This is a genomic window from Achromobacter sp. (assembly GCF_057314935.1).
In genome coordinates this window covers 32,005-44,563 of record NZ_DBHKZA010000036.1, presented here as the reverse complement: position 1 = coordinate 44,563, position 12,559 = coordinate 32,005, and the positions used below count along the sequence as shown (strand labels likewise).

12 protein-coding genes are annotated in these 12,559 nt (G+C 66.9%); 8 read left to right on the top strand and 4 right to left on the bottom strand.

The annotated features are described in order from the left end of the window. The first annotated feature begins 40 nt into the window (after positions 1 to 40). Both ACO6D5_RS15205 and ACO6D5_RS15200 read left to right on the top strand, forming a co-directional pair. The gene (locus ACO6D5_RS15205; protein ID WP_485825837.1) at positions 41 to 1,015 is read left to right on the top strand and encodes a Bug family tripartite tricarboxylate transporter substrate binding protein; all 975 of its coding nucleotides are present in this window, start codon (positions 41 to 43) and stop codon (positions 1,013 to 1,015) included. A gap of 19 nt (positions 1,016 to 1,034) precedes the next feature. Next, positions 1,035 to 1,997, top strand: a complete 963-nt coding sequence (locus tag ACO6D5_RS15200) for an NAD(P)H-dependent flavin oxidoreductase (RefSeq protein WP_485825836.1) — start codon at positions 1,035 to 1,037, stop codon at positions 1,995 to 1,997. A gap of 78 nt (positions 1,998 to 2,075) precedes the next feature. Here the strand turns inward: ACO6D5_RS15200 and ACO6D5_RS15195 are convergent, their stop codons facing one another. Both ACO6D5_RS15195 and ACO6D5_RS15190 read right to left on the bottom strand, forming a co-directional pair. Next, positions 2,076 to 3,071, bottom strand: a complete 996-nt coding sequence (locus ACO6D5_RS15195; protein ID WP_315845681.1) for a tripartite tricarboxylate transporter substrate binding protein — start codon at positions 3,069 to 3,071, stop codon at positions 2,076 to 2,078. 238 nt (positions 3,072 to 3,309) lie between these two features. After that, complete coding sequence (locus ACO6D5_RS15190) at positions 3,310 to 4,209, bottom strand: LysR family transcriptional regulator (protein WP_169270722.1); 900 nt, start codon at positions 4,207 to 4,209, stop codon at positions 3,310 to 3,312. A 151-nt stretch (positions 4,210 to 4,360) separates the two neighbouring features. Between ACO6D5_RS15190 and ACO6D5_RS15185 the strand changes: the two genes are divergently transcribed. The 3 genes from ACO6D5_RS15185 to ACO6D5_RS15175 are packed head-to-tail and all read left to right on the top strand — an operon-like array spanning position 4,361 to position 7,375. Then, positions 4,361 to 5,275: an SDR family NAD(P)-dependent oxidoreductase gene (locus ACO6D5_RS15185; protein ID WP_280028976.1), complete on the top strand. Its 915-nt coding sequence runs from the start codon at positions 4,361 to 4,363 to the stop codon at positions 5,273 to 5,275. Between the two features lie 7 nt (positions 5,276 to 5,282). Further along, the gene (locus ACO6D5_RS15180; RefSeq protein ID WP_485825835.1) at positions 5,283 to 6,143 is read left to right on the top strand and encodes a MaoC/PaaZ C-terminal domain-containing protein; all 861 of its coding nucleotides are present in this window, start codon (positions 5,283 to 5,285) and stop codon (positions 6,141 to 6,143) included. Beyond that, positions 6,140 to 7,375, top strand: a complete 1,236-nt coding sequence (locus tag ACO6D5_RS15175; RefSeq protein ID WP_485825834.1) for a CaiB/BaiF CoA transferase family protein — start codon at positions 6,140 to 6,142, stop codon at positions 7,373 to 7,375. The genes ACO6D5_RS15180 and ACO6D5_RS15175 overlap by 4 nt, the downstream gene beginning before the upstream one ends. A 13-nt stretch (positions 7,376 to 7,388) precedes the next feature. Here ACO6D5_RS15175 and ACO6D5_RS15170 read toward each other — a convergent pair whose 3' ends face one another. Further along, positions 7,389 to 8,174 carry an IclR family transcriptional regulator gene (locus tag ACO6D5_RS15170; protein WP_485825833.1) on the bottom strand — a complete coding sequence of 262 codons (786 nt, stop codon included), beginning with the start codon at positions 8,172 to 8,174 and terminating at the stop codon, positions 7,389 to 7,391. Positions 8,175 to 8,323: 149 nt separating this feature from the next. Here ACO6D5_RS15170 and ACO6D5_RS15165 point away from each other — a divergent pair, with 149 nt between their 5' ends. From ACO6D5_RS15165 to ACO6D5_RS15155, 3 genes are read left to right on the top strand one after another with little or no spacing between them, the layout of a single operon-like run. After that, entirely contained in the window at positions 8,324 to 9,292 is a 969-nt protein-coding gene (locus ACO6D5_RS15165) for a tripartite tricarboxylate transporter substrate-binding protein (protein ID WP_315845685.1), read from the top strand. A 54-nt stretch (positions 9,293 to 9,346) separates the two neighbouring features. After that, a complete protein-coding gene (locus tag ACO6D5_RS15160) occupies positions 9,347 to 10,039 on the top strand; it encodes an RraA family protein (RefSeq protein WP_315845686.1) in 693 nt (230 codons plus the stop codon). Then, positions 10,036 to 10,974, top strand: a complete 939-nt coding sequence (locus tag ACO6D5_RS15155) for an NAD(P)-dependent oxidoreductase (protein ID WP_485825832.1) — start codon at positions 10,036 to 10,038, stop codon at positions 10,972 to 10,974. The genes ACO6D5_RS15160 and ACO6D5_RS15155 overlap by 4 nt, the downstream gene beginning before the upstream one ends. A gap of 55 nt (positions 10,975 to 11,029) precedes the next feature. Here the strand turns inward: ACO6D5_RS15155 and ACO6D5_RS15150 are convergent, their stop codons facing one another. Next, complete coding sequence (locus ACO6D5_RS15150) at positions 11,030 to 12,553, bottom strand: fumarate hydratase (RefSeq protein ID WP_485825846.1); 1,524 nt, start codon at positions 12,551 to 12,553, stop codon at positions 11,030 to 11,032. Positions 12,554 to 12,559: the final 6 nt, after the last annotated feature.

Genomic DNA, 12,559 nt, shown 5'->3' with positions numbered 1-12,559 from the left:
CGCTCCACGACCGGCCACTTATACACAAGGAGACAACAGCGTGAACATCAAGACCCTGTTCGCCACGGCCGCCGCCGTGGCGGCGCTTGCCACGGCGACGTCCGCCCAGGCGGACGCCTACCCCGAACGCCCCATCCGCCTGCTGGTGGGCTACGCCCCGGGCGGCCCCGTCGACACCACGGCCCGCGTCTTCGCCAAATACCTGGGCGACAAGCTGGGCCAGACCGTCGTGGTGGAAAACCGCGCCGGCGCCAGCGGCATGATCGCCTCCGACGCCACCGCCAAGGCCTCGCCCGACGGCTACATGCTGGGCTTTGCCGCCAGCCCCACCCTGACCATGTCGCCGCTGGTTCAGCGCAGCACGCTGTTCGACCCCCGCAAGGACTTTTCGCTGATCGGCTTGGTGGTCGACTACGCCAACGTGCTGCTGATCGGCCCGCAGATTCCGGCCAGGAACGTCGGCGAACTCGTCGGCTACGCGCGCGCGCACCCCGATGCCGTGTCGTTCGGATCCGCCGGGATCGGCGCATCCAACCACCTGTCGGCCGAGCTGCTGAAAAAGCAGGCCGACGCATCGATGCTGCACGTGCCGTACCGCGGCAACTCGCCGGCCATGATGGATGTGATCAGCGGCAAGGTGACCTTCATGTTCGACATCACCAGCACCGCCATCCCCTTCATCAAAAGCGGCAAGGCCCGCGCGCTGGCCGTCACGTCCAAGACCCGCAACCCCGAACTGCCCGACGTGCCGACGATGATCGAAGCGGGCATGAAGGATTACGAAGTCGTGGGTTGGTACGCGCTGGTCGGCCCCAAAAAGCTGCCAGACGCCGTTTCGGCCCGCCTGGCCCGCGCGCTGGACGACGTGTCCAAGGACCCCGCCTTCCGCCAGGCCATGACCGAAGGCGGCTACACCATCAACGCCGGCGATTCGAAGGCATTGCAATCCCGTATCGACCGCGAGTACGCCTTGTGGTCGGACGTCATCCAAAGCGCCAATATCCAGGCCAACTGACCTCACCCGGAGCCCCACGATGCATCCTCCGCTTGCGCTACAAGCCCAGACCCGCTTGCCGATCATCGGCGCCCCCATGTTCCTGGTCTCTGGGCCGGAGCTGGTGGTGGCGCAATGCGCGGCGGGGATCATCGGCACGTTCCCGTCGCTGAACGCCCGTCCGCAAGAGCAATTGCACGAGTGGATCAGCCGCATCGAGGAAGGCCTGGCCGCCAAGCGCCAGGCCGACCCCGGCGCGCGCGTCGCGCCGTATGGCGTGAACCTGATCGTCCATCCCAGCAATCCGCGCTGGCAGGGCGACCTGGCCATCTGCGCCGAACGGCGCGTGCCGCTCATCATCACGTCGCTGCATGCGCCGGAGGCCGTGGTGCAGGCCGTGCACCCTTACGGGGGGCTGGTCTACCACGACGTCACCAACGTGCGCCACGCCAAGCGCGCGCTGGAGGCGGGCGTCGACGGCCTGATCCTGGTGGCCGCCGGCGCTGGCGGCCATGCGGGCCAGATCAACCCCATCGCGCTGGTCAACGAGATCCGCGCGTTCTATGACGGCCCGCTGGCGCTGTCAGGCTGCATCAGCCACGGCAAGGACATCCTCGCGGCCCAGGTCCTGGGGTGCGACTTCGCCTACATGGGCACGCGCTTCATCGCCACGCAGGAGTCGCTGGCCAGCGAAGCCTATCGCGAAATGGTGCTGCAGGCGCAGGCAGCTGACGTGACCTACACCCCGTACTTCTCGGGCGTGCCGGCCAACTATCTTTCCGCCAGCATCCAGGCGGCGGGACTGGATCCCCTGGTGCTGACCCGGCAAGGCGAGGCGCCGCCCGCCAACATGGACAAGAACTCCCGGCCCAAAGCCTGGAAGGACGTCTGGAGCGCCGGCCAGGGCGTGGGCGCGGCGCAAGAGATCCTGCCCATCGCCACGCTGGTGGATCAACTGGAAGTGGAATACCGCAGCGCCCGCGACGCCTTGCTGGCCGCGTAAGACAAAAAGTCGGGCGGGCCCGTCTCCGGCCCCGCCCGCGTTGTTCCGCCCCCACTGGTCGGGCTGCGCGACGCCGCCCTATTCCAGCTTGATGTTCGCGGTCTTGATCAGGTCGCGCCACTTCACGATCTCGTCGCGGACGAATTCGCCGAACTGTTCTGGCGTGCCGGGCTTGGGCTCGGCGCCGGCCGCGATCATCCCCTTGGCGGTCGCGGGGTCCGACAGCACTTTCACCATATCGGCGTTCATGCGCTTCACGATGTCTGGCGGCGTGCCCTTGGGCGCCATCACGCCGCTCCAGGAATAGGCCTCGTAGCCCGGCAACCCGGATTCGGCGATGGTGGGCACATCCGGCAGCATGCTCGATCGCGTGGGGTTGCCCACGCCGAGCGCGCGCACCTTGCCGCCTTTCAGGTGCGGCACGGCGGATGGCCCATCGGCGAACATCACCTGCACCTGTCCGCCCAGCAGGTCCTGCATGGCGGGCGCACTGCCCCGATACGGGATGTGCTGGATCCGCACGCCCGCCATCGCGTTGAAGAGTTCGCCCGCCAGATGCGTGCCGCCGCCGGTGCCGGAAGAGCTGAACGACAGCTTGCCCGGATTGTCTTTGGCGTAGGCGATCAGTTCGCTCACCGTGTTGACCGGCAGCGACGCGTTCACCACCAGCACGATGGGAAAGACCGCTGCCATGCCAACCGGCACAAAGTCGCGGCTGATGTCGTAGCTGAGGTTGTCGCGCAAGCTGGGCAGCACCGCGTGATGGATGGAGGCGAAGAAGAAGTTGTAGCCGTCGGGCTCGGCCTTGGCCGCGAACTGCGCGCCGACGATCCCTCCCGCGCCAGACTTGTTGTCCACCACGGTAGGCACCGACCACAGCTGGCCCAGCGGCTGCGTGGTGAATCGCGCGGTCGTGTCGACCGGACCGCCGGCGGGAAAGGGCACGATGAAAGTCACGGCGTGGCCGGGCCACGTGGCGGCGCGCGCGGTAGCGGGGAACAAGGCGGGCACAATGGCGGCGGCGCACGCGGCGCCCAGCCCCGCGACGACGCGGCGGCGTTGAGGATCGATCACTGCAGTCTCCTGAGTCTTGGTGTTATTCACGGTCAAGCTTCAAGAACTGCTGCCCGCCGCTCTTATTTATTATTTTCCGGGCGCGCGGATTCGCCGCTACACATTTTCAAAAGCCCCTCTTTCGCACGGGATGGAAAGTTCGGTGAACGGACACGATCTGCGCGTGCGCGATGCGCGGATGCGACACTTGGCCTAGGGAAAACGGAGCAGGCGCCGATGCGGCCCCGCTCCGGTCGGCTCATTGCCCGCGCGCGGCGCGCTGCACGTGTTCGATGAAGCACTCGGCGAAGCTGGGCAGGTCGCGGCCGCGTTGGCGGCACAGCAGCCGGTCGCGCAGCGCCCAGGGGTCATCCAGCTTCAGCACATGCAGCGCGTCGGGGCGGCTGTAGCGCGCCGCGCAGGCGCGCGGCACGACGGCGATGCCGGCACCCGCTTCCACCATGCGGCACACCGCTTCGAAACTGCCTACGTGCACGCGTTGGCAGATGCGCTTGCCCAGGCCGCTGGCAATGTCTTCCAGGAAGGTCTGGATGGCGCTGTCAGGATGGATGCCGACGAACTGGTAGGCGTCGACCAGGTCCGCGAAATGCGCGGACTTCGAGGCCGCCAACGGGTGGTCCAGCGAGGTCACGACGGTGAGTTCATCGCGGAACAAAGGCGTGACGTCCAGCCCTTCCACGTCGATGTTGCCGGCGACCAGCCCCAGGTCTCCCGCGCCCGCGCGGATCGCGATGACGATGTCCCCGGATATCTTTTCTTCCAGCTCCACGTCCACGTCGGGGTTTTCCGCCAGGAACGTGGACAGCGCGTCGGCCAGGAACGAATTGGTGGCCGTGGTGTTGGCCAGCAACCTCAAGCGTCCCTTTAATCCGCTGGCATAGGGTTGAAGGTCGGCGTTCAGGCATTCCAGCTGGCGGAAGACGGCGTTGGCATGCTTGAGCAGCACCTCGCCCGCCGGCGTCAGCGCAACGCCAGTCGCCAGGCGCACCAGCAACCGCGCCTTGAAGGCTTCTTCCATGTGCTTGACCCGCGCGCTTGCCGCCGGCAAGGACAGGAAGGTGCGTTCCGCAGCCCGGGTCAGATTGAGTGTTTCCCCTACGTTCAGAAACAAACGCAGGTCAGTCAAATCATGTCTCATGTTCCACCACGCAGAAGGGGGGCATTTCTAATTTTGAATTCTTCGAATGCCGGGTCGAATCTACCATGCACTAAACCCGCGAACCACACCGGTTGATGCGGAACTGTTTTCCACAGGCGGCGCATGCGCCGCAGTACAGGAGTCACAGGCAATGAGCGGCATGGTTTCCGGAAAGGTAGTGGTCGTCACGGGCGCGGGTGGCGGTATCGGGCGCAGCATTGCGCTGGCGATGGCGCAGGCGGGCGCCAAGGTGGTCGTGAACGACATCGGCGTGTCGCTGACGGGCGAAGGCGGTGCGGAAGGCCCGGCGCAAGCGGTGGTGAAAGAGATCGTCTCGGCCGGCGGCCAGGCCGTCGCCAACACCGACAGCGTGGCCGCCTACGACAGCGCAAGCCGCGTGGTGCAGACCGCCATCGACGCGTTCGGCCGCATCGACGCCGTGATCAACAACGCGGGCAATCTGCGCGACCGCGTTTTCCACAAGATGAGCGAAGAGGAATGGCGCCAGGTGATCGACGTGCACCTGAACGGCTCGTTCTTCATGAGCCGCGCCGCGGCCCCCTATTTCCGCGAGCAGGAGTCCGGCGCCTTCGTGCACATGACGTCCACGTCAGGCCTGATCGGAAACTTCGGCCAGGCGAACTACGCCGCCGCCAAACTCGGCATCGTCGCCCTGTCCAAATCCATCGCGCTGGACATGGCGCGCTACAACGTGCGCTCGAACTGCATCGCGCCTTTCGCGTGGAGCCGCATGACGAGTTCCATCCCGGCAGAAACAGACGAAGAGAAGGCCCGCGTCGAAAAGCTGAAGAAGATGGAAGCCGGCAAGGTCGCGCCGATGGCCGTCTACCTGGCCAGCGACGCGGCCAGCGAAATCACCGCGCAGATCTTTGCCGTGCGCGCCAACGAAATCATGCTGATGAGCCAGCCGCGGCCCCTGCGCACCGTGCACAACAGCGAAGGCTGGACGCCGGAACGCATTGCCGAGATCGCGGTGCCCGCCATGCGCAAGCATTTCTACGCGTTGGAGCGTTCGCCCGACGTGATCGATTGGGATCCCATCTGAGACCGCCATGCCCCTGGATTACGCGACTGTAAAGAACTGGCGCTTTGACGAGGTGCGTCAGCGCTACGAGCAGAAAGACACCATGCTGTATGCGCTGGGCATCGGCCTGGGCCAGGACCCCGAAGACGTCGGCCAGCTGCGCTACGTGTACGAAAAGGACTTGCAGGCCTTCCCCACGATGAGCGTGGTGCTGGGATACCCCGGCTTCTGGGTGCAGGACCCGCGCGCCGGCATCGATTGGGTGAAGGTGGTGCATGGCGAGCAGCGCCTGACGGTGCACGCGCCGTTGCCGACCTCGGGCGTGGTGGTCGGAAGAAGCCGCAACACGCATGTGATCGACAAGGGCGCGGACAAGGGCGCCATCGTCATCACCGAGCGCACGTTGCATGACGAAAGCGGCACCTGCCTGGCCACTTTGCGGCAAAGCACGTTTTGCCGCGGCGACGGCGGCTTCGGCCCGGGCGACGACAGCCCCGACGCCCTGCCCGCCGTGCCCGGCGGCAAGCCGGACCTGCAGTGCGAACTGCGTGTTCCGCCCAGCGCCGCGCTGCTGTATCGCTTGAACGCCGACCGCAATCCACTGCACGCCGACCCCGACGTCGCGCATCAGGCGGGTTATCCACGGCCCATCCTGCATGGCCTGTGCTCGTATGGCGTGGCGGCGCACGCCATCGTCAAAAGCTGCTGCGATTACGACGCGTCGCGGCTGACCAGCCTGAACGCGCGTTTCTCGGCGCCGGTGTACCCCGGCGAGACGCTGCAATGCGACATGTGGCGCATGCCTGACGGACAGATCCGATTCCAGGTGCGGGCGCGCGAACGCGATCTTGTGGTCATGAGCCACGGCACCGCGACGGTGCAATCATGACCCGCCCACCTGCGCTTGACGGCATCCGCGTGCTGGACCTGTCGCGCATCCTGGCCGGCCCCTGGTGCACGCAGAACCTGGCCGACCTGGGCGCCGACGTCATCAAGATCGAACGCCCCCATGTCGGCGACGACACGCGCGCCTGGGGCCCGCCATATCTGAAGGACGGCGACGGCCGGGACACCAGCGAGTCCGCCTACTACCTCAGCGCCAACCGCAACAAGCGTTCGGTCGAAGCCGACATGGCCACGGCCGAAGGCGCGGCGCTGATCCGCGAACTGGCCGCGGCAAGCGACATCCTGGTCGAGAACTTCAAGGTAGGCGGGCTGAAGAAATACGGCCTGGACTACGACAGCCTGAAGGCCATCAATCCGCGCCTGATCTACTGCTCGGTCACCGGCTTCGGCCAGGACGGTCCGTTTGCCCAACGCCCCGGCTACGACTTCATGATCCAGGGCATGGGCGGGCTGATGAGCATCACCGGCGAACGCGACGACCTGCCTGGCGGCGGGCCGCAGAAGGCCGGCGTGGCGGTGACGGACATCGTCACCGGCATGTACGCGACGGTCGCGATCCTGGCGGCCTTGCAGGAACGCCATCGCAGCGGCCTGGGGCAGCATCTGGACATCGCCCTGCTGGACAGCCACGTGGCGCTGCTGGCCAATCAGAATTCCAACTACTTCAACTCCGGGGTCGCGCCCACGCGCGCCGGCAACGCGCATCAGAACGTCGTGCCCTATCAGGTGTTCGCCGCCAGCGACGGCCACCTGATCGTGGCCACCGGCAACGAATCACAGTACCGCGCGTATTGCCGCGCGATCGGCGTGCCGGAACTGGGCGACGACCCGCGCTTTGCCACCAACCGGCTGCGCGTCACCCACCGCGAAACGCTGATCGGCATCCTGACGGCAATCATGCAGGAAGGCCGGCGCGACGACTGGATCGCCAAGCTGGAAGCGGTGGGGGTGCCTTGCGGCCCCATCAACAACATCGCGCAGGCATTCGCGCATCCGCAGGCGCAGGCCAGGCAGCTGCGCCGGGACTTGCCGCATCCGGCCGGCGGCACGGCGCCCGTCACGGCCAGCCCGCTGCGGTTCTCGGCGTCGCCGGTCGTCTATCGGCGCGCGCCGCCGATGCTGGGCGAACACACCGAGGAAGTGCTGCGCGACGTGCTGGGCAAATCGGCCGACGCCATCGCGGCGTTCAAGGCCGCGACCGCGAAAGCCGTTTAGGACGGCGGGCGCGCTACGGATGCCATTGCGAGCGCGTCGGCGCCTGGCGCTGCGCGCCGCCGCTCAGCACGTATGACAGGTGGCTGGCCTTCTGCTTGATCAGTTTGGCAAAGCTCCGCAGCTTCGGACCCGGCAAGCGCCCGCCGGGCCCGGACACGCTCAACGCGCCCAGCAAACGCCAGTTGGCGCCGAACACCGGCGCCGACACGCTGGCGATTTCGGCTTCGCGCTCGCCGATCGAGATATAGAACCCCTCGCGGCGGATGGTTTCGTAAGGCTCGCCCGGTTCTCCTGAAAGGGCCAGCAACACCCGCCCTGGCGATCCCTTCTCCAGCGGCAGCACTTCGCCCATCCGGATGTGGTGGCGGATCGCCTTCGGCCCTTCGACCCGGACGAGGCACGTCCGGATATCGCCCTCGCGCACGAAGAACGACGCGCTTTCGCCCGTCTCTCGCGTCAGTTCGCGCAGCGTCGGCTCGATCTCGTTGTTAAGGTCGAACGACGCCTGGTAACGCGCGCCCAGCCAGCCTGCGGCCGGCCCCAAACGCCAGGCGCCGTCTTCGTCGCGCTGCACCAGATACCGTGCTTCGGCCAGCGTGCGCGCAATGCGCAACGTGGTCGTCTTGTGCATGCCCGCGCGGCGGCTCAGTTCGGCCAGCGACACGAATGCGTCGTCCACCTGAAATGCTTCAAGCAGGCGCAGCGCGCGCGCCACTGCGATGACGCCGCCGGATTCACGGGCTTCGTCGACGGGCGCCGGCCGGGCCGGTTCCACAGACACTCCTGCCGTTTTCTTCATGTCCTCTCCCGTTTCACGGTACGCACCGCGTTTTGCCAGACGAAACGCCATTGTATAGAGCGGAACGCCTTCCTATAGTGGATCCCGCCCGCAGGTCCGCCCGCGACGGACCGGCGCAATGAAGCATTCCCATAAGACTGGAGACAACCATGAAACTGCTTTCCCAAGCGGCCGCGCTGATCGGCGGCCTCGTGATCGGCGCCAGCGCGCTTGCGCAATCCTTCCCCGACCGCCCCATCCGATTGATCGTCCCGTTCCCGCCCGGCGGCGGCACCGACATCATCGCCCGCGAATTGGGGGTGGCGCTGAACAAGACTTCTGGCTGGAATCTGGTGGCTGAGAACCGCCCCGGCGCCGGCGGCAACCTGGGCGTGGAAACCGCCGTGAAGTCCGCCCCGGACGGCTACACGCTGGTGTTGGGCCAGACCAGCAATCTGGCCATCAATCCCTCGCTGTACAGCAAACTCTCCTACAACCCCGCCCGCGACCTGGCCCCCGTCGCCTTGGTTGCCACGGCGCCGCTGGTGCTGGTGGTCGCTTCCAACTCCCGCTACCAGACCCTGGCCGACGTCGTTACGCAGGCCAAGGCCCGCCCGGGTGAACTGAACTTCGCGTCGCCGGGCAACGGCACCGTCGCGCACCTGACCGCCGAACTGCTGCAGCAGTCGGCCGGCATCAAGCTGCAGCACATTCCCTACAAGGGCGCCAACCAGGCGCTGAACGACCTGTTCGGCGGCCAGGTGCAGCTGTTCATGTCGTCCATCCCCACGGCCCTGGGCCAGATCCGCACAGGCAAGCTGCGCGCACTAGCCGTCACGTCCGCCAAGCGCGTCGCCGAACTGCCCGATGTGCCGACCGTCAGCGAAGCCGGCTACGCCGGTTTTGACGCCAACACCTGGTTCGGCCTGATGGTGCCGGCAGGCACGCCGCCCGACGTGATCCAGACCCTGAACGCGGCTGCCAACAAGGCGATGGCCAGCAGGGAATACCAGGAGAAGATCCGCGCCGAAGGCGGCGAGGTGCTGGGCGGCACGCCCGAAGCGTTCAGCGAACGCCTGCGCAAGGACCACGCGCTGTGGGCGGGCATCGTGAAGCAATCCGGCGCCCGCATCGACTGATCCCCATTCCACGATTCCCGATTCCCGATTCCCCCAGACGACAAGACTGCCATCATGAGCGAAACATCCCTTCCCGCCATCCGCCGCGACATCCAGCGCGTGAGTCCCGAACTGGTCCGCGCGGCCAGCCAATTCCAGGCCGCCATCCTGGCCGACGTGGGCGGCCGCCGCGGCGCGCTGGGCGGCCGCATTGCGCCGCTGTCGCCCCGGATGAAAGTGGCGGGCCCCGCCTTCACCGTCGAGCTGCGTCCCGGCGACAACCTGATGTTCCATGCGGCGCTGGCCTTGGCGCAACCCGGCGACGTCATCGTCGTCGAAGGCAAAGGCGACCGCTCCGCCGCGCTGTGCGGCACCATCATGACGACGCAGGCGCAGGCCAGCGGGCTGGCCGGCTTCGTGGTCGACGCCGCCGTGCGCGATTCCGACGAGATCATCGAAAGCGGCTTTCCCGTCTTCTCGGTCGGCACCAACCCCAACGGGCCGACCAAGGGCTTGCCCGGCCGCGTGAATTGGCCGGTGTCGCTGGCGGGCGTCACCGTCAATCCGGGCGACCTGATCGTGGGCGATGCCGACGGCGTGGTGGTCGTGCCGCGCGAGAACGTCGCCGAGATCCTGGTGCTGGCCCAGCAGAAAGTGGACGCCGAAGCGCGCCGCATCGCAGAGATCAAGGCCGGCAAGCTTGGCGCGCCCTGGCTGGCCGACGCATTGCGCGCGGCGGGCGTCTTGCCCGCAGGGGAATCGCTATGAATCCGGGCGCCCCATCCGTCGTGCTGGTGACCGGCGCCGACCTGGCGGACGAGGCTGTCCGCGAGCTCCAGGGCTACCGCCTGGTCTACGCCGGCGCACGCCCCACCGAAGACGACTTGCTGACACTGGTGCGCCAGCACGACCCCGTCGCGATGATCGTCCGCTACGGCAAAATCAGCGCATCGCTGATCGAGGCCGCCCGGTCGCTGCGGGTGATCGCCAAGCACGGCAGCGGCATCGACACCATCGACAGCGCAGCGGCAAGCGCGCGCGGCATCGCGGTGAAGGCCGCGGCCGGCGCCAATGCCGCAGCGGTCGCCGAACACGCCATCGCGCTGCTGCTGGCCTGCGCCAAGTCCGTCGTGCCGCTGGACGCCCGCATGCACGCCGGCCACTGGGACAAGGCCACGCACAAGAGCATCGAACTGGCCGGACGCTGCATCGGGCTGGTGGGCCTGGGCGCCATCGGCCTGCGGGTGGCCGCCGTGGCGCGCGCCATGGACATGCGGGTGATCGGCCATGACCCTTACGCCAAAGACGTTCCCACCTGGATAGAAACGGTCGATCTTGCCCGGCTGTGGGCCGAATCGGACGCGATCTCGCTGCATTGCGCACTGACCGACAACAACCGCGACCTGATCAACGCCGCGACGCTGGCCCAGTGCCGCGACGGCGTGTTGCTGGTCAATACCGCGCGCGGCGGTCTGGTCAACGAGGCCGACCTGCTGGCCGCGGTAGGTAGCGGCAAGGTGGCCTATGCCGGGCTGGACAGTTTCCAGCAGGAGCCGCCGCCGGCCGCGCACTGCTTCCAGGGCCATCGGCGTCTGATCCTGAGCCCGCACGTGGGCGGCGTCACGCACGACGCGTATGTGAAGATGGGCGTGGGCGCGGCGCGCAATGTGCTGCAGGTACTGCAGGTGCTGAAGGCCGGCTAGCCCCGAAAGAAAAACGGCCGCTGAATCCAGCGGCCGTCTTCATGTCACCTGCGGATTACGCCACGGCGACCGGGATCTTGCCGATCTTGGCCTGCCATTCCTTGGGGCCGGTCGTGTGGACCGACGCGCCCTGGGCGTCCACCGCCACGGTCACCGGCATGTCCTTCACGTCGAACTCGTAGATGGCTTCCATGCCCAGGTCGGCAAAGCCCAGCACCTTGGCGCCGCGGATGGCCTTGGACACCAGGTAGGCAGCGCCGCCGACGGCCATCAGGTAGGCCGAGCCGTGCTTCTTGATCGCCTCGATGGCGACCGGGCCGCGCTCCGACTTGCCGATCATGGAGATCAGGCCGGTCTTCTCCAGCATCATGTCGGTGAACTTGTCCATGCGCGTGGCGGTCGTGGGGCCGGCGGGGCCGACCACTTCGTCGCCCACGGGATCCACCGGACCCACGTAATAGATCACGCGGTTGGTGAAGTCCACAGGCAGCGGCTCTCCCTTGGCCAGCATATCCTGGATGCGCTTGTGCGCGGCATCGCGGCCGGTCAACATCTTGCCCGACAGCAGCAGCGTCTGGCCCGGCTTCCAGCTGGCGACTTCTTCCTTCGTCAGCGTGTTCAGGTCGACCTGCTTGGACTTGTTGTAGTCGGGAGCCCAGTGCACTTCCGGCCATTCCGACAGCGACGGCGGATCCAGGCGCGCGGGGCCCGAGCCGTCCAGCTCGAAGTGCGCATGGCGCGTGGCGGCGCAGTTCGGGATCATCGCGACGGGCTTGGAAGCCGCGTGCGTCGGGAAGGTGCTGATCTTGACGTCCAGCACCGTCGTCAGGCCGCCCAGGCCCTGCGCGCCGATACCCAGCGCATTGACCTTTTCGTACAGCTCGATGCGCAGCTCTTCCAGCTTGTTCTGCGGACCGCGGGCCAGCAGTTCGTACATGTCGATGTCTTCCATCAACGACTGCTTGGCCATCAGCATGGCCTTTTCGGCGGTGCCGCCGACGCCGATGCCCAGCATGCCCGGGGGGCACCAGCCGGCGCCCATCGTCGGGACGGTCTTCAACACCCAGTCCACCAGCGAATCGCTGGGGTTCAACATGGCGAACTTGGTCTTGTTCTCGGAACCACCACCCTTGGAGGCGATCTGCACGTCGACCTTGTCGCCCTGGACAAGCTCGACGTGCAGGATACAGGGCGTGTTGTCGCGCGTGTTCTTGCGCGCGAACAGCGGATCGTCCAGCACCGAGGCGCGCAGCGGATTGTCCGGGTTCAGGTAGCCGCGGCGCACGCCTTCGTCACAGAGTTCCTGCAGGGTGCGCTTGGTGTCGAAGCGCACGCTCATGCCGATCTTCAGGAAGACGTTGACGATGCCGGTGTCCTGGCACAGCGGGCGCTTGCCTTCGGCGCACATGCGCGAATTGGTCAGGATCTGCGCCATCGCGTCGCGCGCGGCGGGGCTTTCCTCGCGCTCGTAGGCGCGCGCCAAGTGGCGGATGTAGTCGACGGGGTGGTAATAGCTGATGAACTGGATGCCATCGGCTATCGACTGGATCAAGTCTTCTTCTTTAATGATGACGGACATGGCGAT

What these genes read in the sequence shown, in the direction of transcription:
- ACO6D5_RS15200 (WP_485825836.1), top strand. Translation starts at nt 1,035, where the DNA reads ATGCATCCTCCGCTTGCGCTACAAGCCCAGACCCGCTTGCCGATCATC.
- ACO6D5_RS15190 (WP_169270722.1), bottom strand. Translation starts at nt 4,209, where the DNA reads ATGAGACATGATTTGACTGACCTGCGTTTGTTTCTGAACGTAGGGGAA.
- ACO6D5_RS15185 (WP_280028976.1), top strand. Translation starts at nt 4,361, where the DNA reads ATGAGCGGCATGGTTTCCGGAAAGGTAGTGGTCGTCACGGGCGCGGGT.
- ACO6D5_RS15180 (WP_485825835.1), top strand. Translation starts at nt 5,283, where the DNA reads ATGCCCCTGGATTACGCGACTGTAAAGAACTGGCGCTTTGACGAGGTG.
- ACO6D5_RS15175 (WP_485825834.1), top strand. Translation starts at nt 6,140, where the DNA reads ATGACCCGCCCACCTGCGCTTGACGGCATCCGCGTGCTGGACCTGTCG.
- ACO6D5_RS15170 (WP_485825833.1), bottom strand. Translation starts at nt 8,174, where the DNA reads ATGAAGAAAACGGCAGGAGTGTCTGTGGAACCGGCCCGGCCGGCGCCC.
- ACO6D5_RS15165 (WP_315845685.1), top strand. Translation starts at nt 8,324, where the DNA reads ATGAAACTGCTTTCCCAAGCGGCCGCGCTGATCGGCGGCCTCGTGATC.
- ACO6D5_RS15160 (WP_315845686.1), top strand. Translation starts at nt 9,347, where the DNA reads ATGAGCGAAACATCCCTTCCCGCCATCCGCCGCGACATCCAGCGCGTG.
- ACO6D5_RS15155 (WP_485825832.1), top strand. Translation starts at nt 10,036, where the DNA reads ATGAATCCGGGCGCCCCATCCGTCGTGCTGGTGACCGGCGCCGACCTG.
- ACO6D5_RS15150 (WP_485825846.1), bottom strand. Translation starts at nt 12,553, where the DNA reads ATGTCCGTCATCATTAAAGAAGAAGACTTGATCCAGTCGATAGCCGAT.